The following is a 26,314-nucleotide window of genomic DNA, read 5'->3' as shown; positions in this document are numbered from 1 at the left end:
TCCTCCAGGGTTCTTCATCTGCCGAGGGACAGCAGGATCGGTCCGGTCGGCGTGCCGGTGAGTGAACCGAGCGTGACCTCGTCGAGGCTCGCGTAGAACGCCTCCTGTGCGCGGGCCAGCGCGCCCCGCAGACGGCAGCCGCCGCGCAGCGGGCACGGCGTGGCGCCGTCGCAGACCACCACCTCGGCCTCGTCCTCCAGCGACCGGACGATGCCGCCGATCGTGGTCTCCTCGGCCTCCGCGGTGAGCCGCACGCCGCCGCCGCGCCCGCGCACGGTCTCCAGCAGGCCGAGGTGTTGCAGGCGCTGCACCACCTTGGCCAGGTGGTGCCGGGGCACGTCGAGCGCGGCCGCGGCCTCCTCTATGGTCTGCTGCCCGCCACGGGCCGCGGTCAGCATGAGGATCCGCAACCCGATGTCGGTCGATCGGTTCAAGCGCACGGCCCCACCCTAGGCATAAAAGAGGAATTTTCGAGTCCTCTTTAACGGAGGTCACACGCACGAGTGGCGCCGCGGTCTTCCGCGACGCCACTCGTCGGACTGATCGATCAGGCAGGAAGCGTGACGCGTTGCAGCTGGTCGCTGGCGGTTCCGGGCAGCACGCACTCCAGCTGCCCGGCGTTGAGCTTCGCCATCTCCGGGATCGCCTTCTGCGCCAGGTGCTCGCGCTCGAACGCGGCCATCGACGGGAAAGCCGCCTCCAGCACCAGGTGGTGCAGACCTCCGAAGGCCGGGGCCCAGATGGTGTACGGCGTGAGGCCGTTCCCGATCAGCAGCGCGTTCTTCTCCTTCTGCAGCTCCACGAAGCGCGGCAGCGTGCCGAACGCCAGGTTCCGCAGGATCTGATGGCGGTAGCTCACGGTGTCTCCATGTGTTCGACCTTCACCCAGCCCTGGTCGAACGGCGTGGTGAAGAAGTTGTGGACGCGCAGGTGGGACAGCAGCCACTGCCCGTCCACCCGGCGGAAGTCGTTGGCGTACGAGCCGGCGATCCAGAGCGGCTGGTCACCGCGGTACGTGCAGGCCTGGAAGTACATCCACGCGCCGGTGGCCTCGTCGCCCGACACGCTGACGTTGCCGTTGGTCAGGAAGTGGGCCGCGAACGGCATCCGGTCCACGTTCCGGTCGAACTTCGTGACCAGCGCGTCGTGCCCCTGGGCGTACCAGCCGGGGTTGCCGTGCGGCCCGACCGACTCCCACGTGCCGTCGTCCGTGAAGAGCGCCGCGATGTGGCGGCCCTTGTCCGCCTTGCGGTCCGCCGCGGCCATGTAGGCGACCATCACCTGCTCGATCGCGGCCTTGGACTCCAGCAGGTCCAGGCGTTGCAGGATCGCGTCCATCACTGTGCGATCTCCTCCAGCAGGCGCGTGTACCGCTCGATCAGCCACGCGTTGAGGTGCGGGATGTTGCCCTCCATCCAGGACAGCGGGCCGCGCGGGGCGAACCGCGAGTCGTACCCCCGCTGCAACGCCTCCGTGGTGGCCGCGTCCTGGTCGATGGCGACCTGCTTACGCTCCTTGTAGATCCGGTAGACCTCGTCGAAGCCCTCGGACTCCACGGCCGACTTCGGGTACAGGTTGACCCGGCGCAGGTCCATGGTGCCGGGCCCGGTCGGCAGCAGGATCGACAGCGACACCATGGTCGGCTGGAAGATGCCGAACAGCAGCGGCGGCACGGACGCGAACATGACGCGCTTGCGCTGCTCCGTGCCGAGTCCCGGGATGATGATCGACTTGCGGCCGCCGTCCGCGCTGGCCAGGCTCGCGTCCTCGCTGGTCAGGTACGTCGGGTGCATGACCTGGCCGTCGCCGGGCGTCCACTCGCCGAAGCGCGCGTTCTTCGCCGGCGCGGCCTCGTGCACGCCGCGGTGCACGTACGCGGTGTGGTACGGCTCCAGCGCGTTGTCGTGGTGCAGCTTCCAGTTCCAGGCCAGCTCGCGGCGCAGGTCGAACGGCATCGGGACCAGCTCGTCCAGCCCCCAGGTCTGCAGCTCCTCGTCCAGCAGTGCGAGCGTGGGTGCCAGCGGCTTCGCGTCGGGGTCAAAGTTGATGAACACCAGGCCGTGGAAGATCTCGGTCTTGATCTGGGGCAGCCGGATCGTCTCGCGCAGCCGCTTGACCGGCACGGTCTCGGTCATCGACGGCGCCGCGACCAGGCGTCCGTCCAGCTCGTACTGCCAGTTGTGGTACGGGCAGACCATCCGCTTGTTCTTGATCAGGCAGCCGGTGTCGGTCTTCTTCTCCGCCACGCCGTCGAAGATCGGGTGCCCGCGGTGCTGGCACACGGCCGACATCACGCGCACGTCGCCGGAGAGGTCGCGCAGCAGCACCACCGGCTCGCCGGCCACGGTCAGCGGCAGCTGGTCGCCGGGCTCGGGAACCTCCCGCACGTGCCCGACGCAGAGCCACTCCCGGTAGAAGATCGCCTCCTTCTCGAACCGCCAGAACTCCTCGCTGGTGTAGACCTCGCGCGGGAGCAGACGGGCGGTGGCGACCGGGTCGGTGCAGTGGTCCAGGTCGCCGAGGATCGCGCGGACCCGCGCGACCACCCCGGAGTCGAGCTGGGTTGTCATGATTCTCCTTCGGGATTTTGTATCCAAAGACTAGGCGATGCGAAGGCCGTCGCGGAAGACGCCGCGGATCTTCCGGGTGGCCGTGATGTCCGTGAGCGGGTCCGCGTCCAGCACCAGCAGATCGGCCCGGCAGCCGTTCGTCACGGTGCCCAGCTCCGCGGCGCGGCCCAGCAGCGCGGCCGTCCTGCCTGTCCCGGCCCGGAGCGCGTCCAGCGGCGACAGACCGGCCTCGACCAGCAGCTCCAGCTCCAGGTGGATGCCGAGGCCGGGCGTGACGGAGCCGCTCGGCGTGTCCGACCCGGCGCAGATCCGCACGCCGGCGTCGTGCGCGCGGCCGACGAACCGCAGCATGGCGGCCATCTCGACCCTGCCCAGCGCGATCTCCTCCGGCGTCTTGACCGGCTTGGCCGAGGTGGCGTCGCGGTGCAGGTTGATCGCGGCGGTGACCTCGGCCGGCGCATGGGAATGGTCGATTCCCTGTCGCAAAATTGCCTCGTGCACCGCGAACGTCGGCGTCAGATAGGTGCCGTGCGCGATCAGGTACGCGATCATGTCGTCGGCCTCGGCGCCGTCCGGGTCGATGTACCGCCAGTACCGGGTGTCAGCCATCGCGTCCCGCGGGCGCTGCTCCAATGCTGCGTATTTCGAGAGCCCATCGTCATTCAGCAGCTCAGGGCCGATCCGGATGTGCTCCAGCGCGTCCACGCCCACCCGCACCGCGTCCCGCGCGGTCACCAGCTGCCCGCCCACGTGCGCCGCGACCCGCAGCCCGCGCCGGTGCGCCGCCTCCACCACCGCGGCCATCATGTCCAGCGGCATCCACGCGTACACCTTGATGAAGTCGACGCCCGCGTCCGCCTCGCGCGCCACGAACTCGACCGCCTCCGCGACGGAGTCCGTCTTCCACATGCCCTTCCACGGCCCGCCGGGCAGCCCGTCCAGGTTCGGCCCGGAGCCGAACAGCCGCGGCCAGTCCCGGTCGTGCGTCTGGAGTGTGCGCAGCGCGCCCAGCTCCGGCCCGCCGGTGTCCCGGATCGTCGTCACGCCGTGCTTCGCGAACTCGTCCAGCAGCGGCGGTGCGTCGTAGTAGGGCCCGGTGGCATCCGGGTGGTAGGCCGCCGAGGCGAAGCTGGTCAGGTGCGCGTGGCCCTCGATCAGGCCCGGCGTCACCCAGCCGTCCGACGCGTCGACCACGGTCATGTCCGCCGGGATCTCCCGCTCCGCGCGCCGCCCCACGCTCGTGATCCGGCCGTCCCGCACCAACACCAGCGCGTTTTTGATCGGTGGCCGTTCGTCACCGGTGATCAACGTGCCGGCCAGCACCGCCAGTCCGTCCTTCATGATCAAAACCTTTCGGGGGTACGGGTGGGAGCGCGCCGGCGCCCCCACCCTCGACGCTTACGGCTTGATCGCGGGGTTCGGCAGGTAGTCCTGGCTGGAGAACTCGGCCAGGTCCGTGTCGGTCATCAGCTTGCCCGCGACCAGCACCTTCTCGGTCGCGTCCAGCCCGGCCGGCTCGAACGCCAGGTATCCGTTGGCCTGGCTGTACTCGCTGTTGTAGGCCTCCAGGTAGGCGTCGAGCGTGAACTTCGCGGTCGCGGCGTCCAGCTCCGGGCACTTGCCGGTCAGCAGGCTCAGCGTCTCGTCCGGGTGCGCCACCGCGTACTTCGTCGACTCGGCCCACGCCTTCACGAAGCCCTTGACCGCGTCCTTGTTCCGGTCCAGGAACCGGTTGTTCGCCACGATCGTGTGCCCGTAGGTCGGCACGAAGTCCTGCATCCGCAGCACGCTCTCCTCACCGGGCCGCCCGTTCTGCAGCGCGACCGTGCCCGGCGTCGGGTAGAAGATGACGATCGCGTCGATCTGGCCGGCGACGAACTGCGCCTGCGCCGCATCATCGGACGGCACCACCGTGATCTGCTTCGCGTCCAGGCCGGTCGCGGCCAGGAACGACTCCCACACCGCGCCCTCGAACTGGTCGGTCTGCACCGCGACCTTCTTGCCGAGCAGGCCCTGCGGCGTGGTGATGGACGCGTCCGCCAGGATCACCACCGGCGACTCGTTCGCGGCCACGCCGACCACGGTGATCGGCAGGCCCTGGCCGGCGCCGAGCACGACCGGCGGTGCGGAGAGCACGGCCATGTCCTGCTCGCCGGCGCCGACCAGCGGCGTGGTGGTGCTGCCGCCCTGGCCGCGGACGTAGTTGACGCGCACGCCGTTCTGGGCGAAGAAGCCCTGCTGCTCGCCGGTGAACGCGATCGGCCAGTTGCCCTCGCACGTCCACTCGAAGGAGAGCTTGATCTCGGTGAGACCGCCGGCCTGAGCCGCGTCGTCCTCACCGCCGCAGGCGGCGAGCGCGAGAAGGGTGGCTGCCCCGAGGGCGCTGGTAAGGGCTCTGAGCTTGGTGTTCACTATTCCTCCGTACCGTGGAAAGTCTTTGATCTTGTTTTTGGGTGTGCTGATCCCGCCCGAGGTCGCCGGGGTGTCCGGCGGACTCGGGTGCGGGCGCTGATGTCAGGCTTGGAGCTCCACGGCCGGATGCCACTTGACCAGGCGCTTCTCGGCGAAGACGCACAGGTTGAAGATGACGATGCCGAGGACGCAGGAGAGGGCCGCGAGCAGGAAGACGGCCGCGGTGTTGAGCTGCCCGCTGGCCACCGTGATCAGGTAACCGAGGCCGGACGACGCGCCCAGGAACTCGCCGAGCAACGCGCCGACCACCGCACCCGGCGCGGCGACCCGGAACGAGGAGAAGAGGTACGGCAGCGCGTTCGGCAGCTGAATCTTGGTGAGGATGGCCAGCTCGGAGGCGTTGGAGATGCGCATCAGGTCGATCAGGCCCCGGTCGACGGACTTCAGGCCCAGCACGGTCTGCACGATGATCGGGAAGAACGCGATCAGGAACGACGCGATCACCACCGGGACCATGCCGCGCCCGAACCAGATGGTCAGCAGCGGCGCGATCGCCACGGTCGGCGTCACCCGGATGATGTTGAGGAACGGGAACACCAGCTCCTCGAAGAGCGGCGCCCGCGCGATCAGCACCGCGAAGATCACGCCGATGACGACCGCGGCCACGAAGCCGAGGAACGCCTCGATCGTGGTGGTCAGCGTGGCGCCGAGGTAGAGGTCCGGCTTCGCCTGCAGCTCCGCGATGATCGCGCTCGGCGCCGGGAACAGGTATTTCGGCACGTCGAACGCGGTGACCGCGACCTCCCAGATCACCGCGGCCGCGGCCAGGACCAGCCAGACGCGGGTCGCACGGAAGATCTTCATGGCCGGCGCGGACCGATGATCCGGCGGGATGACGGCCTTGACCGGCGTTTTCGTCGTCGCGTCAGCGGTGATCGTCATGCGTGGCCTCCAGCGCGGTGCGCACCTCGTTGACCTTGTCCAGGAAGTCGACCCGGCTCTTCAGCGCGTGCGCGCGCGGCCGGTCGAACGGGATGCCGACCGTGGCGGTCAGCCGCCCCGGCCGCGGCGACATGACCACGACCCGGTCGGCCATGAAGACCGCCTCGATCAGCGAGTGCGTCACCAGGATCACCGAGGTCTCGGTCGCGCTCCAGATGTTGAGCAGCTCCTCGTGCATGCGGTCGCGGGTCAGCTCGTCCAGCGCGCCGAACGGCTCGTCCATCAGCAGCACGTCCGGCTGGAGCGTGAGCGCGCGGGCGATCGCGACGCGCTGCTTCATGCCGCCGGAGAGCTGGTGCGGGAGCTTGTGCTCGGCACCCTTGAGACCGACGAGGTCGAGCAGCTCCTCGGGTGATCTGTGCGGCTTTCTCCGTCCGGCCACCTCCAGCGGCAGGCGGACGTTCTCCAGCGCGGTGCGCCACGGTGCGAGCGTGGGCTCCTGGAAGACGAAGGCGAACTTGTTGGCCTTGCGGGCCTCGTCCGCGCCGGCGCCGTCCACGGTCACCGTGCCCTGCACACTGGCCGGCGGCAGCAGTCCCGCAACGGCCTTGAGCAGCGTAGACTTCCCGCAGCCGGAGGGTCCGATGATGCAGACGAACTCCTGCCGGCCGATGTCGAGGTCCAGCCCCTCGACCGCGATCGTGGCTGTCGGCCCACGGCCGTGAACGATGCAGATGTCGCGGAGGCTGACGAGCTCGCGCGGCTGGGTGGCGAGAGACACGGGGCGGCTCCTTACAGGTGGCGGCGGGTCTTCCGGACGATCCCGCTGACCATCTCGGATGTTGTATCCCGACGACGTTGCGGTCTCAGTGCGTTGATCGTTACGACGCCATGACGCGGCGTCCGTTGTGGCTGGCTGCGGGCCTGGTTTCGTGTGTCCCGGCCGACGGAGTTCTCACATTTGCGGTTCCGGCGCGTTTCCCGGGTTTCGCGTGTTCCTGACCCGGCGGGTTTCCCGGGTTTCCTGATTTCCGCCGGTTTCCGGGTGTCTCCTGCCGGCTTTCGGCTCCGGTGTGCCGAGCGGCACGGACAGGCCGCCGGTGCGGCCCGCCGCGAGATCCTCCAGCAGCGTGACCACCGACCAGGCGGTCACCGCCGAGGTGCGCCCGCCCGAGCCCGCGGCCAGCACGTTCTCCGCCTCGAGGCGATAGTCACCGAGATCCGTCCGGACTCGCACCTCGTGCCGTGTCCGGGTCACCCCGGGATCCGCGATGACCACGACGCTGGTCCGATCCAGTCCCACGGTCGCCAGCGCGAGCGCGACGGCGACGTTGGACGTTTTGGGGAAGGCGAGCGCGGCCTCGCGAGCCGACCCGCGAAAGATCTCCTCGGCGGCTCCGCTTGCGATCGAGCCGCCGCCATCCGTGGCCGTGCTGCCGTCCGCGTTCTCGCTGGTCGTTCTGTTCATGCTGCTGGCCGCCGGCCCGGCCCCGGTGCCGGGCGTGGCCTGCAGGCCTCCGGTCCCGTTCCGGGCCGTGCCGCCGGTGCCGAGGGCGGCCGCCTGTTTCGTGGTCGTGAGCAGCACGTCTGCGCTCTCGCTGCCGCGAACGGCCGCCCGGAACAGATCGAGCCCACCGATCGCGCCCGCCGGGACGAACAGCCGCCCCGCGGCCTCCGGCAATGCGGCGAGAGCCGCCGCGAACTCCGGGACCGCAAGCGCGCCACACGAACACAGCACCACGTCGGTGCCGGCCGCGAGCGCCGGTGGCACCCGTTCGACCGCCGCGGCCACGCCCGCGGCCTCGACCAGCACGTCCGCGTCGGCCGTGGTTCCGCGCGACTCCCGGGTCAGCACCGCACCCAGGCCGCAGCCGCGCACCGCACCGGCCGCGAGCCGTTCCCGCAGCATGCCGCCGAGCGCGCCCGCGCCGATCAGCCCGACCCGCAGCGTTCTGGCAGCGTCTGTCGTCGTGCCGGTGCTGCCCGTCGTGCCTGGGCCCGTGCCCGGATTTGCGTCCGCAGCCGACATCGCTACCGGGCCCGCAGCCCACGTGCGGGCAGGCGAGCTGGTCGCGGACGTCACGGTCGCGTCGGCGATGGCCGATTCGGAGACGATGGCGGCAGCGTGACCGATCGTGCCGGTGGTGCCGACAGAGCTGGTCATGCCGATGGGGCCGGTCGCGGGGCTGCTCATGCGGACACCGCCGCGGCGCCGAGGCGGGGGTCGGCGGCGGCCGAGAGCGTGCCGTCGCCGTCAGGTGGCGCGAGCCGGACCGCCACGTGCGAACTCCGCGCGCTGAACGCCGGACCGTAGCCGTCGGCCGGCAGCGGGGCCTGCGCCGGATCCGCCTGCTCCTCCGCCGAGATCCGGCCGTCCGCGGTGAACTCCCAGCGTGCGGCCGTCAGCGCGTCGCCGAGCGCGGCATCGGTGGCCTGCGGATCCTCCGCGAACGGCGCGCCGGCCGCGAGGAGCGCGTCGAGCAGCTGCGCGTTCCACGGGACCTGCTGCTCGCCGCCGGGCGTGGCGCCGAGCAGCGCGGGACGGCCGGCCGGGTCCGCGATCGCCCAGGCGTGCAGCGTGGTGCGCGGGCGGCGGCCGGGCGCGGGCGCGTTCGGGTGGCCCTCCTGCCAGGTGAAGCCGCGGCCCGCGCGGTTGCTGAGGACCAGGTCCAGGCCGGGCACGACGAGACCGCTGCCGAACTGCGGAAACGAGTTCGAGTGCACGATCACCACGGCGTTCCCGTCCGCGTCGACGGCCGCGACCGCGGACGTGCCGCCGGCCAGGGCGTCCGCGTTCGCGTGCCAGGCACCCACGGCGATGTTCCGGTGCGGCTCCGCCGCCGTGTCACCGGCGCCGTCGGTGCCGGAAACGGCAGAGGGACCGGCGCCGGTATCGCCGCCACCGGCCGCGCCGTCTGCGCCGGTGCCGGTTGTCGCGCCGTCGCCGGCACCATGAGGGGAAGCATCGGCGCTGCGGTTCCCGGCGCTCGCGAGACCGGCCGCGTCATTCCCGGCGGAAGCCGGGAAACCCGCAGGTGGCAACCCCGCCGCCAGCCGATCCAACGCCGCCCGCAATACCGTAGGCGACGCCCCCATCCCGCTGGACAGCGCATCCAGCAACGCCGGCCCGTAGGTCGGCGCCGGCGTCACCCACACCCGATGCCCCTCCACCTCGCCCGCCACCGCCGGTACGAAGGACGCCTCCGCGGACCGCAGATCCTCGCGCGTCAGCACGCCGCCCCGATCGGTCACGTAGTCCGCGACGACCGTGCCGAGCGGCCCGTCGAAGAGAGCGCCGTCCGTGCGCACCAGCTCTTCCAGCACCGCTCCCAGTCCGGGAAGCCGCACCCGCTCGCCGTTCGCGATCGGTCCGGCCGGCGGCGAGTAGACGGTCCCCTCCGGCTGGTGCCGCCGCAGCAGCGCCGCGGCCTCGGACGCCAGCCGCGCGCAGATCGGCGACCACACGATGCCCCGGGACGCCAAGGAGATCGCCGGTGCGGCCAGCGCCGCCAGGCCGAGCCGTCCGCGGGCGGCCAGCGCCGCGTACCCCCGCGGCGCACCCGGCACGCCCACCGACAGCGGCCCGGTCGCCGGCACCGACCACGACGCGGCGCGGGCCGCATCCGGGAGTCCGGCCGCGGCCGGACCGATGGCGATGAGCGCGGTCGGCGCGGTCGCGCCGACCGGGAGGATCAGCGCGATCAGGTCGCCGGCCGGGCCGCACTTGGGCGGCAGCAGCACGGTCTCCGCGAGCGCGGCGGCCACGGCGGCGTCGATCGCGGAGCCGCCGTCGTGCAGCACGCTGACGCCGATCGCGGCGGCCGCGCGGGAACCGGCCGCGACCGCGCCGAGCGTGCCCTGGGCGACCGCGTGCCGGGCCAGGAGGGAGGCGTCCACGATCTCAGTCCGAGACCTGGCTGGGACCGTAGTGCCGCAGCTCGATGACGTGGCCGTCCGGATCCTTGACGTAGATCAGGTCGGCGGGGCCGAGCGCGCCCCAGCGGCGGAACGGGCCGTCCGCACCGGGGAACTCGCCGGACGCGGCCAGCTCCTTCAGGTCGGTCGGGTCGATCACGATCGCGAAGTGGGAGAGGTTCGTGCCGGTGGCCTCGCGGCGTCCGTCCAGGTCGATGATGGTGCCGGGGCTGATCTCCACGGACGGGAACGGCACCTTGCCCTCGCGGAACAGGTCCACGCGGTGCGCCTTGAAGCCGAACTTCTCCGTGTACCAGGCCAGCGACTTCTCCGGGTCGGCGACGCGGAGAACGATGTGGTCGAGGTTCTGCACCGTGACGACGGGCGTGCGTGGCTCTGTCATGTGGGATGTTGTATCCCAAGAGCGATTGCCGCCAAAGATCGTCGCCGTAACCAGCGGGTTTCGTCTCCCTCACCGCGGTCGCCAGGGCCGGAAGACCCGAATCCCGCGGCCTTGGCCCGCTTTCCGAGTCTTGTGCACGCGTGGAATGATGTGCCGCACGCCGTCCGAGACGCTCGCGACCGGTTCTTGTATCCAAGGAGGCCCCGTGTCCGTCGGCAGTCGGCACCGCCCGCTGCGCGAGGAGGTTCTCGTCGAGCTGCGCCGCCTGATCCTGGAGGGCGAGCTGGAGGCCGGCACGCACCTGACCGAGGCCGCGATCGCCGAGCGCCTCGCGGTCTCCCGCCTCCCGGTGCGCGAGGCGTTCCGCAAACTCGAGGCCGAGGGCCTGCTCGAAGCGCTACCCCGCCGAGGGGTACGCGTGGTCCGCCCGGACGCGGACGAGCTCCAGACCGTCCACGAGATCCGGATCGCGCTGGAACTGATCGCGGTCCGCCGCGCCACCGAACGCGCCGACGCCGCCGTCTTCACCGAGCTGCGCGACGCGCTCGCGGCCGGCGACACCGCGGTCCGCGAGGGCCGCGACGACCAGCTCGACGAGCTGAACGAGCGCTTCCACGACATCCTGGCCCGCGGCAGCGGCTCCCGCGTCCTGATCGAGACGCTCCGCTCGGTCCGCAACCAGGTGCACCACCTGGTCGGCGGCAAGAAGTCCGCGGCCGACCTCTCCTGGGACGAGCACGCCAGCATCGTCCGCGCGGTCCTGGACTCCGACGGCGAGATGGCCAGCCTCCTGATGCGCCGCCACCTCCTCGCCCGCCACCAGGCCCACACCCCGGCCGACCCGGCATAACCCGGAAACCCTTCCAGGGCCAGATCTTCCCGCTTCCGGCGTGGCCCAGCCCGCATGCTCCCGCGGGCAAACCTCCGGCGTGCCGAAGACTCCGCTTGCGCTCCGCTTCGGCACGCCGATCGGAGCCGGTTCCGCCGCTGGTCCCGGAGAACCACGCGACCCCCGCGCCGCTCGCGCTGAGCGGCGCGTCCTCGGCAGCGGACCGGCGTGGGGGTGAACCGGCTGCTCAGCGCAGCTGGAACATGCGTGTTTCCGCGACCGGCGACGCCGGCGGGCCGGTCAGGATCGCGGTGCCGACGGTGAACTCGACCGGCGCGTCCGCGCCGTCCGGGGTGACCGCGCCCGCGTCGATCGTCGCCTCGGTGAAACCGGCCTCGGCGAGCAGCTCGCGGACCGTGGCGGTCAGCGGCGCGGGGAGTGCGCCGGCCGTCCACACCAGCGTCGCACCGGGCGCGCAGAGCTGCGGCAGCGTGGCGACGGTGGTGGGGACGTCGCCGGGGGAGATCGTGTCGAACAGGCCGCAGGCCAGGACAAGGCCGGCCGGGAGCGCGCCGGTGAACGCGCCGACCAGGCCCGCGTCGCCGACAACGATGTCCACGCCGGCCAGCCGGGCGCTGAGCGCGGCGCCCTCGGCGAAGTCGGCGTTGCGCGGGTCGAGCTCGACCAGGCGGGCGCGCACGTCGGCGCCGCGCGGGTGCTCGATGAGCAGCGGGAGCAGGTCACGGGACTGGCCGGCGGCGAGGCTGACCACGCGCAGGCCGCCGTCCGGCGCGGTGTCGAGGAACGCGCGCACGCGGTCCTGCACCAGCGCCAGCCGGCGGGTCAGCGGCGAGACCAGCTCGTCGTAGGGCGCGTGCCAGGCGTACCAGTCGAGGGCTGTGGAGGCGGTCATGCCGTGAGTCTCCGTCCCGCATGTTTCGGCGGGGTAGCGCGACCGGATTTTGGGATACGAGATACAAAACACCGAGCGAGCCGCCGGGCCGGGCCCCGCATGCGACGCGGCGGTAACCTAATCGTCGGACGTCATTTATTCCGTGAGTGACGATCGTCTCGGCGACGACCCCGGCGTTCCATTTCGGAACGGTGAACGAAAAGCGGAACAATGGCAACACGTGTCACTGGAAAATCCGCCGTGACCAGCGGTGAAAAGCGGAGCACGGCCGGCCTCGGAGAGTATGGTGCGCAGCTCACGGCGTACCCCCAAAGGGGTCTTCGGCTTTTTAACCCGTGTGCGGGTGAGCCCGCGTAATGATTAGGCTTGGCCCCGAATGTGTCCCGGGGGGAGCCCATGAGTAGCCAGTCAGCGCCCGTAACATCACAGAAACTTGATGGGGCGGTCTTGAGAATTGCCGGGGTCGTGGTCCTCGGCGCCATCATGTCGATCCTGGACGTGACCGTCGTCAGCGTGGCGCTGCCGACGTTCCAGGAGGAGTTCGGCGCCACCTACGCGCGCGTCGCCTGGACCATGACGGGATACACGCTGGCGCTCGCCACCGTCATCCCGCTCACCGGCTGGGCGGCGGACCGGTTCGGCACCAAACGGCTCTACATGGCCGCGGTCGCGCTCTTCACGATCGGCTCCGTGCTCTGCGCGCTGGCCGACTCGATCAACGTGCTCATCGCGTTCCGGGTGCTGCAGGGCCTCGGCGGCGGCATGCTCATGCCGCTCGGCATGACGATCATGACGCGCGCGGCCGGCCCGGAGCGGATCGGCCGCCTGATGGCCGTGCTCGGCGTGCCGATGCTGCTCGGCCCGATCGGCGGCCCGATCCTGGGCGGCTGGCTGATCGACATCGCCACCTGGCACTGGATCTTCCTGATCAACCTGCCGATCGGCATCATCGCGCTGATCTACGCCGGCGTCGTGCTGCCGAAGGACAACCCGGAGCCGTCCGAGTCGTTCGACTTCCTCGGCATGCTGATGCTGTCGCCCGGCCTGGCCGCGCTGCTGTTCGGCCTGTCGTCGCTGCCGGAGGAGCGCACGATCAGCTCCGCGAAGGTGTGGGCGCCGATGGTCGTCGGCGCGCTGCTGGTGATCGGCTTCGTGCTGTACTCGTTCAAGCCCAAGCACCCGCTGCTCGACCTGCGGCTGTTCCGCAACCGGAACCTGGCGGTCGCATCGGTCACGATCACGGTGTTCATCATCGCGTTCATGGGCGCGGGCCTGCTGTTCCCGAGCTACTTCCTGCAGGTGCGCGGCGAGTCCACGCTGCACGCCGGCCTGCTGATGGCGCCGCAGGGCCTGGGCGCGATGGTCACCATGCCGATCGCGGGCACGCTCGCAGACAGGGTGCCGGTCGGGCGTACCGTGCCGTTCGCGCTGCTCCTGATCGCGCTCGGCATGTTCACGTTCACCCAGCTGGACGCGGACACGTCCTACCTGCTGCTCTGCGGCTCGCTGTTCGTGATGGGCCTGGGCATGGGCGGCACGATGATGCCGATCATGACGTCCGCGCTGAAGACGCTCACCAGCCACGAGGTCGCGCGCGGCTCCACGCTGGTGAACATCCTGCAGCAGATCGGTGGCTCGGTCGGTACCGCGATCATGTCGGTGCTGCTCACCAGCCACCTCGACGACTCCGCGACCGTTCCTACACCGGACGGTGGCACGGTCACCGAGGCGCAGATCGCGATCGGCTCCAACCTGAACCCGGCGTCCGCGCAGGGCGTCGACCCGTCGCTCATCCAGCGCGGCCTGGACTTCGCGGCGCACTCGTTCGGCAGCACGTTCTGGGTCGCGTTCGGCCTGGTGTTGTTCACGCTGGTCCCGGCGTTCTTCCTGCCGCGCCGCCGCGAGGTCTCACACCTCGACGACGACCAGCCGGCCGCCGCACCGATCATGGTGCATTAGGTCGCAGCCTCTAGAGCATCCGTGTGGCCCCGGGGTTGACGACCCCGGGGCCTTTCCGTTTTTCCGGAGGGCTAACGTCGCGCGCCATGGACGTCGGTCAGTTCTATGCCGCGGTAGCCGGCATCAACTTCACGCTTCTCGGACTCTGGTGGGTCGCGGTCACGGAGCGCCGTCAGCTCCGCGAGGGCGGCCCGCGCGTGCGGCGCATGGCCTACACGGTCTCGCTCCAGTTCCTCATCCCCGGCGCGCTGTCGCTGCTCGCCCAGGTCGCCCCGGAGGTCCAGGCCTTCTGGCGCACCGCGTTCTCCCTGGCCGGCGTGCTCGGCGTGCTCTCGATCCTGATGCTGTCACCCGAGGTCGTCCGCGAGAACGAGATGACCCGTCGCGGCGCGCGCCTGCTTCGCTGGCTCGGCCTCCCGATCTACGCGCTGATCGCGGTCTACGCGCTGGTCCCGTTCCAGGGGATGCCGCTGACCGCACTCCAGATCGAGGGCATCATGCTCTCCCTCCTGGTCTTCCTCGGCGCCCACACCGCCTGGACGGTCGGCATGGCCGCGGCCCCGCAGGAGCAGGTGGCCCCGGCCCCGGCCCCGGACGATCAGGGCTACCAGCGGATCGGCTGATTCGCGAACACAAAGCCTTTCAAAGCAAAAGGCGAAGATCCAGTTCATGTTCCCGCTTCCAGCGTGGTGCAGCAGCGTTGCTCCCGCGGGCACCGGTCGTCGCATGAGTAGGGCGTTTACTCCGGTCAGGGGTGGGTGGCCGGGGCGGCAGCGGGCTCCCTGCCGGATTCGACGTGGTCAGGCAGATCAAACCCGCCCGGCGGCGCGCCTGAGGACGCGCCGCCGAGCGGGTGGCCGCCGGTGGGCAGGGCGATTTACCGCAGCGGCGGGCCGGTGAGCGGGGTCAGGGCGATGCGGTCGACGATCGGGGCGTGGGCGGCGCGGAGCAGGATGCCGGGGAAGGTGTCCGAGGCGTAGGTGACGCCGTCGAAGTTCGGCAGCTCCTGGCCGGCGAAGGTGATCGTGTTGCTGCCGCGCTGGAGCGTGACCGGCACGGTCAGCTCCCAGAAGTTGTTGCGGTGGAACGAGTGCGGGAACGTGACGCGGCTCGGGGTGGCGCCGTTGACCGAGACGTCCGCGTGCCGGACCAGCGGGTCCGGGTTGTAGTGCGTGGCCTCGGCCTGTTCGGGGTTGGCGTATCGGATGCGCATGGCGTAGACGCCGGCGCGGGCCGCGCTGACCGTGAACGTGAGCGTGTTGCCGTTGCCGGGCGGGCCGCCGATGCCGTCGACGGCGTGACCACCGTCCGCCAGGCTCAGCGCGACCGGTGCCGCGCTTCCGGTCGTCGCGGCGGCCTCGGCCTGGTAGACCTGCGTGGGCAGCGAGGACGGCGTGACCTCGATGCGGTCCAGCGTCAGCCGGCCGGTCACGGTGACCTTGTTGATGCCGCCGGACAGCGCGACCGTGATCGCCCGGCCGTCGCGCAGCACCGGGCGGCCGTTGACGGTGAGCGTGGCGTCGTCGTCGCCGTGCACGCGGATCGTGGCCTCGTCCTCGCCGGGGGAGTAGACCCAGAACGTGGCCGTGCCGCCGCGCCGCAGGTCCACGGCGTGGTCGCGGACGGTCGCCTGGGTGAGGTCCGCGTACTCCGCGCGGTAGGTGGCGGAGCGGACGGCCGGGTTGGCCAGCGTCAGCCGGATCCGGTCGATGATCGCGTCGCCGGTCGTCGTGCGCGTGCCGTCCAGGCTGCGCGCCGCCAGGGTCACGGTGTGCCGTCCCTTGGTCAGGGTGACGCGCGTGTCCGTGTGGTCCCACACCACCCACTTGTAGCCGAGCGGCAGGAACAGCTCCTGCTCGGCCGCGCCGTCCACGCGCAGGAACACGTTCGTCGGGCCCTGCGCCGCGACCAGGGGGTACGTGTTGAGCGAGTTCGCGAAGACGCTCAGGTCGTAGTCACCGTCGCGTGGCACGTCGACCGTGAAGGCCAGGGATCCGTCCGAGCCGGTCCGCAAGCCGCCCACGTCGTACCCACCGGATGTGTAGAACTTGGAGACGTCGGCCGGCGAGCCTTCCGGGCCGTTGCGGCTGTATCCGGCGCCGGTGTAGACCGCGTCCTCGGCCTCGAAGCTGTTCTCCCACAGCGCGGTGACCGGCGTCGGGCGGGCGGGGCCGGGCGAGAGCACGACCTCGTATGCCGACGACTCGGTCAGGGCCGGGAGCGTGTCGCCGAACGGCAGCACCACGGAGCCGTCCCTGACTGGCAGATCAGTCGAGGCGATCACGCGGGGCGGGGCGGAGTCGCCGATCTGGCCGGTCCACGGGATCTCGCGCACCTCCGCGTGCACGGTCCGGCCGAGCCGCACGTTGTCGAACCGCACCCACGACTTGCCGCTCGCGCCGCCGAGGATGAGCCGGGCCTGCTTGCGGGCCGGGTCGAGCGTGGCGACGCCTTGCAGCGTGTAGTTCTGGCCGGGGTACGGCGGCGAGACGCGCACGGTGTGGCCGGTCATCCCGCCGTACGCGTTGAACAGCCACCACTGCCCGTTGCCCCGGTTCGACCGGACCGCGGAGTCGGAGATGTTGCCGTCGATGTTCCAGTACGCGATGTCCGCGTCCACCTTGGACTCCTCGATCGCGGAGATCCACTGGATCATCTGACCGGGCACGGAGGTGTGGTAGTTGAACGCGTACTCGTTGATGTTGATCGGCAGTTGACGGCCGAGGATCTCCGCCTCCCACGCGCGATAGGTGACGACGCTGGTCCGCACCGCCTCCGGGTGGCTCAGCTCGTGCCAGGTCATCACGTCCGGCACGGTCCCGGCCGCCTTCGTGTGTTCCAGGAAGCCGCGGACCTGCGGGAACAGGATGCTGGTGTTCGGCCCGGCGATCCGCGCGTCCGGCATTCTCGTCTTGATAAGCCGGTAAATATCGTCCCATGCCCGGAAATAGTCGGTCGGGTCGGTGAGCCAGCTGACGCCGTTGTAGGACCACTCGCCGGTGCCGAACATGTTGCCCTCGGGCTCGTTGAACGGCACGAACACGATGTTGTCCCGATAGGTCGCATCGAGCGTGAGCACCTGGTCGACCTGCTTCGAGATCTTCTCGGTGTAGAGCGCCATCTTCTCCGCGGGCGTCGACCCCGGCCACTGGTACGGGAACCCGCGGTGGATGTCCGTCATGTAGATGTAGACGTCGCCGTCCGTGCTGTCCGCGAGCGGCTTCACCACCTCGAGCGCGTCCGCGCCCGGATGCTGCGGCCCGTCCTGCGCCTTCGTCGACACCGTGCGCAGCCGCATGCCCTCGATCAGGTTGTTCGTCGGCACGTCCGGCCCGTAGAGCCCGTAGAGCGATCCGGATGCGCCACCGTGGAACGGGCCGGTGTCCGCATCGAGGTCGACGATCAGCTGTCCCTCGCGGATGACGGTGACGGTGGCGGTGACGCCGTGAGAACCGGTCACGGTGAACGTGCCCGGTTGCGCATAGGCGGACGGGTCCACGGCCGCCCAGGTGATCGGCACCTGCCGGTCGTAGCCGTCGGAGAACGTGCCGGTCACGGTGGCCGGCAGCGCGGGCGCGGTCCCGGCCGCGGTCCGCACCGCGAACGCGGTCTGCTCCAGCCCGGTCAGCGTCGGCAGCGGGCCGCCGTGCACCGCCGCGACCTGCTCCGCGGTCAGCGCGGCACCGTAGACCCGGAAGTCGTCCACCGCGCCGTCGAAGAGCGGGTCCGGGTAGAACGACCGTCCGATGTAGCCTGCGACCGTGGCCGAGTCCGCGAGCAGCTCACCTGCCGTGATCGCGGTCGGCGCGCTCGCCACCGCCACACCGTCGAGGTAGGTGGTGAGCCGGTCCGCCGCGGTGTCCAGCGTGACGGTCAGCGTCTTCCAGACGTTCGCCGGCAGTGGTGCGGCGCCGGTGACCTGCGCCTCCGCGCCACCGCCGGACACGGTGACCGCGGTACGCAGCCGGCCGTTGCCGTTGTAGGGCGTGGAGAACAGGTAGCGCGTGTTGTCCGTGCCCAGCGCGTAGGCCCACTGCCACGGCGCGGTGGTGCCGTCCCAGCGCAGCCGCACCGAGACGGTGAGATCGGTGCGGCCGGCGAGGAGGTCGCGCGGCAGCGTCACGTACGCACCGTCCGACGTCGGCGCGCCGCCGGGCAGGACCAGCGCGCCACCCTCCAGCGCCGCGGTCTTGCCGTTGACCAGCGTGCCGTGCAGCCCGTTGCCGGAGCTGTCCGTGATCACGCCGCCGAGATCGTCACCGTCGAACGTGTAGTGCGCGATCGGCGCGAGAGGGCCTTGACCGGGAGCGGGCAGGCCGGTGGCGGCGAGGACGGCCGTGAGGCCCAGTGCGCGGAGCTTCATCGTTACCTGCTTCGATGTGTCTCGTCCAGGGCAGGTGAACGCTAACATCGAACATTGTGGAAACGTAGCGGAAACTTGTTGCCGTGATTTTCCTGGTCAGGCCTTGGTTAGCCAGGATGACGGATCGCGGCGGACGTCCTCGATCGAGGTGAGCGCGGCGCCGATCACGGCCGCGTCCGGGCCGAGCTGAGCCGGCCGGACCTCGATCGGCGCCCACCGGCTGCTCAGCGCGCGCCGCCCCAGCTCCGCCTCGATCGGCGCGGTCAGCCACGACGCGAGCAGCGCATAGCCGCCGCCCAGCAGGATCGTGCCCACGTCGACGAGGTTGACCAGCCCGGCCAACGCGATCCCGAGCGCGGTCCCGGCGGTCTCCAGCGCCGCCAGCATCTCCGGCGATCCGGCATCCGCGGCGGCGAGGAGGTCCACACCCCCGGGAGCGGTGACCGGAAGACCCGCCCGCCCGGCGTCGACGGCCGGAGGGTCCACGTGTCCAGCGGCCGGCGGACCGGAGCGCGACGCCGCCGCGCGCAACACATCGAGACCGGCGTAGGCGTGCAGGCACCCCTGCGCGCCGCACGCGCACGGACGCCCGTCCGGATACACGGTGACGTGCCCCAGCTCGCCGCTCCACCCGCGCGCGCCGCGCAGCAGGCGGCCGTCCAGCACGATCCCGGCCCCGAGATCGAGCGCACCGGAGACGTAGGCGAAGTCCGCGTGCTCTCCCGAGTACAGCTCGGCCAGCGCGGCGAGATTCGCCTCGTTGTCCACGCCGACAGGCGGCACGGTTCCCGCGTGCGGTCCGGCCCAGCCGATCGGACCGGGTGGTGCCGACCCGTCGTCCGCCACCCGGCTCCCCACGGCTGTCGGCCCGGCGAGGGGACCTTGCGCGGCCGCAGTGCTGCCCGCGCCCCTCGGCCGGGCCGGAAGTCCCGCCGCATCCACTGTGGTCCCTGCGGCGGTCGGCCGGGCCGGGAGTTCCGGCGCATCCACTGTGGTCTCTGCGGCCGACGATCGGACCGGGAGTTCCGGCGCATCCACTGTCGTCCCTGCCGCCGTCGGCCCGGCCGGGGGATCTGGCGCGCGCACGGTCGTACCCACGAAGGGTTGGGGAGAAAGGCGTGCGCTCAGCAACGCGCCCGCGTCGATCTCGCGCCACCCCAGCAGCGGCGCGAAGCGCACCAGCGAGCCCTCCGAAACCGCCCCCGGCACGGCCAGCGTCACGCGCACCACCCGCAGGTCCGCGGCGGCGGCCACGGCCATCGCCTCCGCGGCCAGGACGCCGAGCGCGTCGATCACCTCGGACACCGGACCGCGTGGCCGGAACGCCAGATGCCGTACGGTCCCGGTCAGGTCGACCAGGCATGCGGCCACGAGGTCCGCGCGGATGTCCAGCCCCAGCCCGGCCGGGCCCTGCCGGGACAGCACCAGACCGACGCGCGGCCGTCCCGGCCCTCGATACGGCGTCGTCCCCGATTCGGCGATCAGCCGCCCGGTCAGCAGCTCGTCGACGATGCGGGTGATCGTCGGGCGGGTCAGTCCTGTCTGATCGGCCAGTTCGATGCGGGAGATCGGCCGCCCGCCGCAGGCCACGATCTGCCGGAACGCCAGCGCCAGGTTGTGCGCCCGCAGGCTCTCCTGCCGCACGGGCGAATCAGCGCGGACGGGCGAATCAGCGCGGACGGGCGCATCAGCGCCGGCGTAGTGACGCACCGGCCGCGTCATCCCGGCACGGCCACGGCGGCGGCCTCCTCCGCCGACAGCACCCCGTCCGCGACCACCACGGTGAACGATCGCGACACCTCCGCGACCGGTGCCAGCACCAGCGGCTCCCGCCAGGCCAGCGCGGACCCGACCCCGGCGTAGTCGCGCACCCGGACGAACCACGGATCCTCGCCGCCGCCGGAGAACACGAGCGTCCACGATGGACCGGCGAGCGCGAGCCACGGCGCGGAGGCCCCGTGCGGCACCGGCACCGGCCCGAACGCCCGCGCCGGCGACGGCGCCCGCCAGAACAGCCCGCCGTAGCCGGCCCCGTCCCGCCCCAGCGTGGCCGGGCTGCGCACCGCCACCTCCCGGCCGGACACGTTGACCAGTGAGAACGTGATCTCCAGCGCCCACGCCGTGGCGGACAGCGGGCGGGCGGAGATCCGTCGGCGCTCGGCCAGCAACGCGGTCCCGTCCATGTGCAGCCACTGCAGCGCCTGCGTGAACGAGGACGGCGACACGTGCAGCCAGTCCAGGTGCAGCTGCGTGCCGTGGTTGTCCAGCCAGACCGGGCCGTGGCCGGGCACGAACGTGCGCCCGCCCCAGAAGTTCGCCCCGTCGACGTCCGGGACCGCGATGCCGGCGCCGAGGTGGTGGCGGTGCGAGGCCGGTTGCAGCTCGGTGACCACGGTGCCGGCGAGCGTGCGGACCGGGTGCAGGTACGGCCGCGGAGAGAGCCCGGACGGCAGGCCGGCACCGGTGTGGTACTCCGCGACCGATGGGCTGCCGGGCGCGAGGGACAGTGCCGCATCCACACCTGGCATGGGACCACCTTTCACCCCGCTGCGGCACTCAGCGCGGCCGCCGAGAGCTCTGCCGCCTCGGTTGCGTCCAGCGCGCCGTCGGTGACGACCGTGATGATACGACGGGAGAGCGCCTCTCCGGTGCCCATGACCAGCGGCCGTTCCCACGCGAGGCATGATCCGACACCCGCGTAGTCACCGGTCCGCACGAACCACGGATCGGCCCGGGTGCGCACGTCGGCCCCGATGAAGAGCAGGGTCCAGCGGGTACGCCCCGGCCCGCGCCCGCACAGCGCCAGCCAGTCCGACGCCCGTCCGTGCACCCACCGCACACCCCGGCGTTCCGGCCCGAATGCCACCACCCCGGTGGCGGTGGCCGGCGCCCGCCAGAAGAACCCGCCGTACCCGGCGCCGGGCCGCCCGTTCACGGCCGGGCTGGCGAACGACAGCGGGCCCGTGGTCGCGTTCTCCAGCGTGAACGTCACGTCCAGCGCCCAGCACGGCCGCCCGGCCAGCGGCAGGACCGCGATCCGCCGGTGCTCCCGCAGCAGCGCGGTGCCGTCCGCGCCGTCCCAGCTCAGCTCCGCCTCGATCGTGCCGTCCGTGGCGTGGCACCGCAGCGGCCGCTGCACGCCGTGGTTGTCCAGCAGTTGCGGCCCGGCCGCGTGCACGAACGTGCGCCCGCCCCAGAAGTTGTGCCCGGCCAGGTCCGGGACCGCGATGCTGACGCCGAGGTGGTGCGGGTGGTCGCCGGGCATCAGCGCGGTGACCTCGACGCCGGCGAGCGTGCGGACCGGGTGCAGGAACGGTCGCGGTGACAGCCCGGACGGCAGGCCCGCGCCGGTGTGGTGTTCCGCGACCGGCGTGCCTCCGCTGGCCAGGATCACGGGCTCTCCACCCGTACCGGCCCGAAGTCCGCGTGCCCGCCCGCGCCGGTCGCGAACAGCCCGACCGTCGTGCCGGTCCAGAACCCGGGCGCGGGCGTGTAGGACACCTCTCCGAGACGGCAGACGGTGTCCGAGCCTATGTGGACGGTCAGCGTCACGGTCTCGGACGTGCACGGCACCGGGGGAACGAGGTCGTGCTCCGGCCCGGCCGGTGCGGACGCGTCGAACCCGCCGACGCCCTCGGACTCCGGCGACGCGGTGGCGCGGCACACCAGCCAGGAGCCCTCGTCCGTGCGTTCCAGGCCCAGCCAGGCGTACCCCCGGCCCAGGATCGTGATCCCGGCGCGGGCCGGCCCGTCCTCGCTGAGTCGCAGCTCCACGCTCACCACGGACGGCGCGAGCAGCCGCTGGCCGAGCACGGTGGGCAGCCGCCGCAGGTCGCCCGGGTCCTCGTGCAGGAACAGCCGCAGGCCCGGGTGCAGCATCTCGTACCAGCTGGGCTCGGGGTTGGCCTGCCAGGTCCACTGTGGCCCGAAGGCCGGGCCGTCGAAGGCGTCACTCGTGGCGGGCGCGGTCAGCGCGTGGCCCGGCACCGGGATCGCGTGCGTGCGCACCGGCTCGCCGTCCGCGCCGATGACCGGCCAGCCGTCGTCGTCCCACCGCATGGGCTGCACGTGCACCACCCGGCCGCGCGCGGCCCGGTCCTGGAAGTGCACGAACCAGTCGCTGTCGTCCGGCGCCGTGACCCAGGCGCCCTGGTGCGGACCGTTCACGTCCGTCGTGCCGGTGGCCAGCACGATCCGATGCTCGTAGGGGCCGAAGAAGTCCTTGCTCCGGAACGCCATCTGCCACCCGGTCGCCACGCCGCCGGCCGGGGCGAGGATCCAGAACTCACCGTCGCGCTGGTACGCCTTCGGCCCCTCCAGCCCGGTGCAGATCCCCTCCCCGTCGATGATCACGACGCCGTCGTCCAGCAGCTCCCGCGCGTCAGGCCGCATGCGGTGCCCGGTCAGCACGTTGTTGATCCCGGCGCGGCTCTTCGCCCACGCATGCACCAGGTACGCACTGCCGTCCGTCGCCCACAGCGGACACGGGTCGATCAGCCCGCGCCCGGGTTTGATGCACCACGGATCGCTCCACGGTCCCGCCGGCGACGGTGCGGTGACCACGAAGATGCCCCGGTCCGGGTCCGGGTAGAAGATCCAGAACAGGCCGTCGTGGTGGCGCAGCGCGGGCGCCCAGACCCCGCCGCCCAGCTGCGGCGTGACGAAGTCGCCCTCCGGGACGAGGCGGGGCAGCGCGTGCCCCACGAACGACCAGCCGACCAGATCCCGCGAGTGCAGGACCGGCAGGCCCGGTACGCGGTGAAAGCTTGATGCGGTCAGGTAGAAGTCGTCACCCACGCGGATCACGTCGGGGTCGGACCAGTCGGCGTCGAGGACCGGATTGCGATACACGGGAGCGCTCACGCCCGCCACGCTAAATCGACATTTCTCATTAAGTCAACCCATGCAACTAACCACTTAGTCTGGAGTATTGACAAAGTTTGTCCAAGAAAACATAGTGGCCATCGATCGACGTAGACGGAGGAGGCATCGATGATGGACCGTCGCGCGGCGCTGCGTGCCGCGGGTCTCGCCGCGGCCGGGCTGGGCGTGCTCTCCGCCTGCGGCCGTGGATTCGGCGGTGGCGGGGACGACGCGCCGGACGGCGAGGTCGTGCTCAACATGGTCTGGTGGGGCGACAACACGCGCGCCCAGAGGACCGCGGCCGCGCTCGAGATCTTCCAGAACCGGAACCCTGGCATCACGGTCCGGACCGAATATCAGGACAGCGCGCCCTACAAGGACAAACTCGCCACCCGGTTCGCCGCCGGTGACCCGCCGGACCTGATGGCGATGCGCATGGACAGCCTCCGGGAGTACGCGGACCGCGGCGCGCTGCTGGAGCTCAACGGCCTCAACCTTGACGGCCTGGGCGAGAGCGCGCGCACGCTCGCGACCGTGGGGGACAAGACCTACGGCGTACCCTCCGGATTGAATGCCATCGGTTTTGTCGTCAACCGCACGCTGACGGACAGGTTCGGGGTCAAGATCCCCGATGGTGACGCCTGGAGCTGGGACGATCTCGGCACGTTCGCACGCGAGGTCACCGAGGCCGCGGGGCGGAAGGTCTACGGCACCGGCTTCGACCTGTTCACGCTGGCCAATCTGTTCGTCTGGACGCGGCAGCGCGGCGAGGACTTCTTCACCGCGCAGGGCACGCTCGGCATCACGGCCGGCACCGTGCAGGCCTGGTTCGCGCTCGCGCAGACCATGCGTGACCAGGGCGGCATGCCGCCGGCCGGCTTCATGGACGAGGCCGGGGCGTCCGCCGCGCAGTCCTACATCGCGTCCGGCAAGCTCGCCTCGCAGATCATCCCGACCAACAACTTCCTGTCCTACAACGCCGCGTCCGGCGGAAACCTGGCGTTGCTGCGGATGCCCGGCGAGACCCAGGGGGTGCGTCGCGGGCAGTCGATCGACACGCCCGCGCTGTGGTCGATCGCGGCGCAGTCGAAGCACCCGCAGGAGGCACTGCGCCTGCTGGACTTCCTGGTGAACGATCCCGAGGCGTCCAAGGCGACCGGCACTACCCGCGGCGTGCCGCCGAATCAACAGGTCGCGGCCTCGATCAAGGCCGGCCTGGAGAAAGATGATCAGGTCGCGACGGACTATCTGATCGGCCTGCAGGGAGAGACGCTGCCGCGATCGTTCGTCTACCCACCGGGCGGGAGCGCGATCGCGTCCGCGCTGGAGACGATCGCGACCGAGGTGGAGTTCACGCGGCAGACCGCGGCGGAGGGGGCGGCCGCGTTCATCACCGAGGCGCAGAAGGCGCTGCAGAAATGAGCGTGGCGCGTTATCGCCGCCAGGATAAATCCGGATATATCTTCTTATTGCCGTGGTTCATCGGCATGCTCTTCACGATCATCCCGTTCTTCGCCTCGCTCTACCTGGCGTTCACCGACTACAACCTGCTCAACCCGCCGGAGTGGGTCGGCCTGGACAACGTCCGCGAGATGCTCGCGGACGACCGGCTCATGCAGTCGCTCAAGGTCACCGTGATCTACACCGTGGTATCGGTCCCGCTGTCGCTGGCCGCCGCGCTCGGCGTCGCCATGCTGCTGCAACACGGCATCCGCGGCCTGCCCGTCTACCGCGCCGTGTTCTACCTGCCGTCGCTGCTCGGCTCCAGCGTCGCCGTGGTCATCCTGTGGCGCTACCTGTTCGGCGTGGACGGCGTGATCAACAAGGGCCTGGCGCTGGTCGGCATCACCGGCCCCGCCTGGACCACCGACCCGTCACACGCGCTCACCACGCTGATCATCCTGCACATCTGGACGTTCGGCTCACCCATGGTGATCTTTCTGGCCGGCCTGCGCCAGATCCCCGCCGCCTACTACGAGGCCGCGTCCGTGGACGGCGCCGGGCCGTGGCGCCGATTCATCTCCGTCACGCTGCCGCTGCTCAGCCCGATCATCTTCTTCAACCTGGTCCAGGCGCTGATCGCGTCACTGCAGACGTTCACCCAGGGCTTCGTGATGAGCGGCGGCACCGGCGGTCCCGCGGACTCCACCCTCTTCTACAACCTCTATCTCTACCTGCGCGGGTTCACCCAATTCGACATGGGATACGCCTCCGCAATGGCCTGGGTCCTCTTCGTCCTGATCGCGATGCTGACGGCCGTCAACTTCCTCGCCGCACGCTACTGGGTGTTCTATGACGACTAACCGCATCCGCCACATCGGACTGTGCCTGGCCGGCGCGCTCATGATGTACCCACTGCTCTGGATGCTCTCCAGCTCGCTCAAACCCGGCGCCACCGTCTTCACCCAGCCCGGCCTGTGGCCCGCCTCGTGGGATCTCACCAATTACCCCGACGGCTGGACCGCGCTGGAGCACCCGTTCTCGCTCTATCTGGCAAACTCCTTCGTCATCGTCATCCTGAGCATCATCGGCAACCTGGTCTCCTGCTCCCTGGCCGCCTACGGCTTCGCCCGCCTGCGATTCACCGGCCGCCGCCTCTTCTTCGCGCTGATGCTCGGCACCATGATGCTCCCCGGCCACGTGCTGCTCGTCCCGCAATACGTGGTCTTCGCCAAGCTGGGCTGGCTCAACACGTACTACCCCCTGCTCGTCCCGAACTTCCTGGCCACCAACGCGTTCTACATCTTCCTGATGGTCCAGTTCATGCGCGCCCTCCCGACAGAATTGGACGACGCCGCCCGCATCGACGGCTGTGGCCCGTTCCGCACCTTCTGGAAAATCATCATGCCGCTCTCCCTCCCCGCCTTCGCCACCACCGCCATCTTCACCTTCATCTCCGTCTGGAACGAATTCTTCGGCCCATTGCTGTACCTGACCGACTCCGAGCTCTACACCGTCCCGCTCGCGCTCCGCCAATTCATGGACTCCGAGGGCCAGAGCCAGTGGGGCCAGATGTTCGCCATGTCCTTCGTCTCGCTGGCCCCCGTCATCGGCTTCTTCATCGCCGGCCAGAAATACCTCGTCAAAGGCATCGCCACCACCGGCCTGAAATAGCATCAAGAGCAGATTTTCCCGCTTCCGGCGT

At 70.9% G+C, this 26,314-nt stretch carries 23 protein-coding genes; 6 read left to right on the top strand and 17 right to left on the bottom strand.

The window, feature by feature from the left end; genetic code table 11:
* Positions 1–14: 14 nt before the first annotated feature.
* The 11 genes from OP04_RS27385 to OP04_RS27335 all read right to left on the bottom strand — a co-directional run bounded on the left by OP04_RS27385 (position 15) and on the right by OP04_RS27335 (position 10,242).
* Positions 15–440 carry an RrF2 family transcriptional regulator gene (locus OP04_RS27385; protein ID WP_033342729.1) on the bottom strand — a complete coding sequence of 142 codons (426 nt, stop codon included), beginning with the start codon at positions 438–440 and terminating at the stop codon, positions 15–17.
* Positions 441–547: 107 nt separating this feature from the next.
* A complete protein-coding gene (locus OP04_RS27380) occupies positions 548–859 on the bottom strand; it encodes a hypothetical protein (protein WP_033342728.1) in 312 nt (103 codons plus the stop codon).
* The gene (locus tag OP04_RS27375) at positions 856–1,338 is read right to left on the bottom strand and encodes a nuclear transport factor 2 family protein (protein ID WP_033342727.1); all 483 of its coding nucleotides are present in this window, start codon (positions 1,336–1,338) and stop codon (positions 856–858) included. The genes OP04_RS27380 and OP04_RS27375 overlap by 4 nt, the downstream gene beginning before the upstream one ends.
* Positions 1,338–2,570, bottom strand: a complete 1,233-nt coding sequence (locus OP04_RS27370) for an aromatic ring-hydroxylating oxygenase subunit alpha (RefSeq protein ID WP_085066811.1) — start codon at positions 2,568–2,570, stop codon at positions 1,338–1,340. The genes OP04_RS27375 and OP04_RS27370 overlap by 1 nt, the downstream gene beginning before the upstream one ends.
* Before the next feature lie 30 nt (positions 2,571–2,600).
* On the bottom strand, positions 2,601–3,911 hold the full coding sequence (locus OP04_RS27365) for an amidohydrolase family protein (RefSeq protein ID WP_033342725.1): 1,311 nt from the start codon (positions 3,909–3,911) through the stop codon (positions 2,601–2,603).
* Between the two features lie 57 nt (positions 3,912–3,968).
* Positions 3,969–4,982, bottom strand: coding sequence for an ABC transporter substrate-binding protein (locus OP04_RS27360; RefSeq protein WP_033342724.1), 1,014 nt, complete (start codon positions 4,980–4,982; stop codon positions 3,969–3,971).
* A 102-nt stretch (positions 4,983–5,084) separates the two neighbouring features.
* Positions 5,085–5,924, bottom strand: a complete 840-nt coding sequence (locus OP04_RS27355) for an ABC transporter permease (protein WP_051799133.1) — start codon at positions 5,922–5,924, stop codon at positions 5,085–5,087.
* Positions 5,908–6,705, bottom strand: coding sequence for an ABC transporter ATP-binding protein (locus OP04_RS27350; RefSeq protein WP_033342723.1), 798 nt, complete (start codon positions 6,703–6,705; stop codon positions 5,908–5,910). The genes OP04_RS27355 and OP04_RS27350 overlap by 17 nt, the downstream gene beginning before the upstream one ends.
* Before the next feature lie 174 nt (positions 6,706–6,879).
* A complete protein-coding gene (locus tag OP04_RS27345; RefSeq protein WP_051799131.1) occupies positions 6,880–8,118 on the bottom strand; it encodes an aspartate dehydrogenase domain-containing protein in 1,239 nt (412 codons plus the stop codon).
* The gene (locus tag OP04_RS27340; protein WP_033342722.1) at positions 8,115–9,821 is read right to left on the bottom strand and encodes a gamma-glutamyltransferase; all 1,707 of its coding nucleotides are present in this window, start codon (positions 9,819–9,821) and stop codon (positions 8,115–8,117) included. The genes OP04_RS27345 and OP04_RS27340 overlap by 4 nt, the downstream gene beginning before the upstream one ends.
* A gap of 4 nt (positions 9,822–9,825) precedes the next feature.
* Positions 9,826–10,242, bottom strand: a complete 417-nt coding sequence (locus OP04_RS27335; protein WP_033342721.1) for a VOC family protein — start codon at positions 10,240–10,242, stop codon at positions 9,826–9,828.
* 205 nt (positions 10,243–10,447) lie between these two features.
* On the opposite strand from OP04_RS27335, the gene OP04_RS53630 reads away from it, so the two are divergent.
* Positions 10,448–11,092, top strand: coding sequence for a GntR family transcriptional regulator (locus OP04_RS53630; protein ID WP_051799129.1), 645 nt, complete (start codon positions 10,448–10,450; stop codon positions 11,090–11,092).
* 226 nt (positions 11,093–11,318) lie between these two features.
* On the opposite strand, the gene OP04_RS27325 is transcribed toward OP04_RS53630, so the two are convergent.
* Positions 11,319–11,984: a hypothetical protein gene (locus OP04_RS27325; protein WP_033342720.1), complete on the bottom strand. Its 666-nt coding sequence runs from the start codon at positions 11,982–11,984 to the stop codon at positions 11,319–11,321.
* A 396-nt stretch (positions 11,985–12,380) separates the two neighbouring features.
* On the opposite strand from OP04_RS27325, the gene OP04_RS27320 reads away from it, so the two are divergent.
* Together OP04_RS27320 and OP04_RS27315 are read left to right on the top strand one after the other, a co-directional pair.
* Entirely contained in the window at positions 12,381–13,943 is a 1,563-nt protein-coding gene (locus OP04_RS27320) for a DHA2 family efflux MFS transporter permease subunit (protein WP_033342719.1), read from the top strand.
* Between the two features lie 86 nt (positions 13,944–14,029).
* On the top strand, positions 14,030–14,566 hold the full coding sequence (locus tag OP04_RS27315) for a hypothetical protein (RefSeq protein ID WP_051799127.1): 537 nt from the start codon (positions 14,030–14,032) through the stop codon (positions 14,564–14,566).
* Positions 14,567–14,820: 254 nt separating this feature from the next.
* Here OP04_RS27315 and OP04_RS27310 read toward each other — a convergent pair whose 3' ends face one another.
* The 5 genes from OP04_RS27310 to OP04_RS27290 form a co-directional block, all read right to left on the bottom strand.
* The gene (locus tag OP04_RS27310) at positions 14,821–18,306 is read right to left on the bottom strand and encodes a LamG-like jellyroll fold domain-containing protein (protein ID WP_033342718.1); all 3,486 of its coding nucleotides are present in this window, start codon (positions 18,304–18,306) and stop codon (positions 14,821–14,823) included.
* A 96-nt stretch (positions 18,307–18,402) separates the two neighbouring features.
* Complete coding sequence (locus OP04_RS50150; protein WP_051799125.1) at positions 18,403–19,950, bottom strand: ROK family transcriptional regulator; 1,548 nt, start codon at positions 19,948–19,950, stop codon at positions 18,403–18,405.
* A 74-nt stretch (positions 19,951–20,024) separates the two neighbouring features.
* The gene (locus OP04_RS27300; protein WP_033342717.1) at positions 20,025–20,834 is read right to left on the bottom strand and encodes a DUF6807 domain-containing protein; all 810 of its coding nucleotides are present in this window, start codon (positions 20,832–20,834) and stop codon (positions 20,025–20,027) included.
* A gap of 11 nt (positions 20,835–20,845) precedes the next feature.
* Positions 20,846–21,700, bottom strand: coding sequence for a DUF6807 domain-containing protein (locus OP04_RS27295; RefSeq protein ID WP_033342716.1), 855 nt, complete (start codon positions 21,698–21,700; stop codon positions 20,846–20,848).
* Complete coding sequence (locus OP04_RS27290; protein ID WP_198153996.1) at positions 21,697–23,169, bottom strand: glycoside hydrolase family 43 protein; 1,473 nt, start codon at positions 23,167–23,169, stop codon at positions 21,697–21,699. The genes OP04_RS27295 and OP04_RS27290 overlap by 4 nt, the downstream gene beginning before the upstream one ends.
* Before the next feature lie 129 nt (positions 23,170–23,298).
* On the opposite strand from OP04_RS27290, the gene OP04_RS27285 reads away from it, so the two are divergent.
* From OP04_RS27285 to OP04_RS27275, 3 genes are all read left to right on the top strand, one after another.
* Positions 23,299–24,591 carry an ABC transporter substrate-binding protein gene (locus OP04_RS27285; protein WP_033342714.1) on the top strand — a complete coding sequence of 431 codons (1,293 nt, stop codon included), beginning with the start codon at positions 23,299–23,301 and terminating at the stop codon, positions 24,589–24,591.
* Between the two features lie 65 nt (positions 24,592–24,656).
* Complete coding sequence (locus OP04_RS27280; protein WP_232323751.1) at positions 24,657–25,472, top strand: carbohydrate ABC transporter permease; 816 nt, start codon at positions 24,657–24,659, stop codon at positions 25,470–25,472.
* Positions 25,462–26,283 carry a carbohydrate ABC transporter permease gene (locus OP04_RS27275; RefSeq protein WP_033342713.1) on the top strand — a complete coding sequence of 274 codons (822 nt, stop codon included), beginning with the start codon at positions 25,462–25,464 and terminating at the stop codon, positions 26,281–26,283. Before OP04_RS27280 ends, OP04_RS27275 begins: the two co-directional genes overlap by 11 nt.
* The last annotated feature ends 31 nt before the right edge of the window (positions 26,284–26,314 follow it).

The organism is Catenuloplanes japonicus (assembly GCF_000717135.1).
GTDB classification, from domain to species: domain Bacteria; phylum Actinomycetota; class Actinomycetes; order Mycobacteriales; family Micromonosporaceae; genus Catenuloplanes; species Catenuloplanes japonicus.
The sequence above is the reverse complement of the archived record's forward strand: the minus strand, read 5'-3'. Positions and strand labels throughout refer to the sequence as shown.